Annotated in this window: 1 pseudogene; it reads right to left on the bottom strand. The window is 78.8% G+C overall.

Going from position 1 to position 1,043, the window contains the following annotated elements:
• A pseudogene (locus GXW71_RS34575) lies at positions 1 to 1,043 on the bottom strand (AAA family ATPase); the annotation flags it as partial.

Genomic DNA, 1,043 nt, shown 5'->3' with positions numbered 1-1,043 from the left:
CCAGCGCCGCCTGCTCCTTCGCAGCGCAGTCGCGCTCGGCGACGGCGGCATCGGGCAGCGCGGCGAGCGCCGCTTCCGCCGCCTGGCGCGCCGCCTCCGCCTCCGCGAGCCCGGTGGCCAGGGCGGCGATCTGCGGATCGAGCGCGGTGATGCGGCCCTCGATGGCGGCGGCCTCGGCCAGCAGCTTCGCCTCGGCGGCACGCTCGGCGGCCAGCCCCTTCTCGGCGACCGCCCGAGCTTCGCGCGCGGAGCGCTCGGCCGCCTGGGCCTCGGTTTCCACCTGGGCCGCCAGCTCGGCGGCATGGGTCAGGGCCTCGGCACGGGCGAGGACGTCGCGACGCGCGGCCTCCGCCGCCCGCAGCCGGTTACGCTGGGCGAGGCGCACGGCGGCGGCGCTCGGCGCGCCGGCCCGTGTCACATGCCCGTCCCAGCGCCAGAGCGCCCCGTCCCGCGAAACGAGGGCCTGGCCCGGCGTCAGCGCTGCCTGCAAGGCGTCGCCATCGGCACCCTCGGGCAGCAGGCCGATGCCGGACAGCGCCCGGTGCAGGGCGGGGGGCGCTTCGACCAGCGCGGTGAGCGGCGTCGCGGCCCCCGGCAGCGCCGCCGCCGGCAGGGCGGGCAGGGCGCGCCAGAAGCGCGGCGCAGCGTCATCGGCAGCGCTTTCCAGCGCATCGCCAAGCGCCGCCGCGACCGCGACTTCCAGGCCGGAGGGCAGGGCGAGTGCTTCAAGGATCGGCGGATGCGTGGCATCGCCGGCGCGCAGCATCTGCGCCAGGCCCTCGATCTCGGCGGTCAGCCGTGCGATCTCGGCGTTGGCCTCGGCGGCGGTGCGGCGCGCCTCGGCATGGGCGTTGGTGGCGGCGAGGCGCGCGGCTTCCGCACCCTCCAGCACGCCACGCGCGGCACCCTCGACATCCTCGGCCTCGAGCCGGATGTCGCGGGCGGCTTCCAGCCGCGCATGCGGAACGCGGGCGGCCTCCACCTCGGCGCGTTCGGCCGCCAGGCGCGCATGCTGCTCGCCGGCGCGGCGGGCGCGGCCGGCG

The organism is Plastoroseomonas hellenica (assembly GCF_018129085.1).
Taxonomy (GTDB): domain Bacteria; phylum Pseudomonadota; class Alphaproteobacteria; order Acetobacterales; family Acetobacteraceae; genus Plastoroseomonas; species Plastoroseomonas hellenica.
Note: the sequence above shows the minus strand (reverse complement) of the source record. Positions and strands in the feature narration are given on the sequence as shown.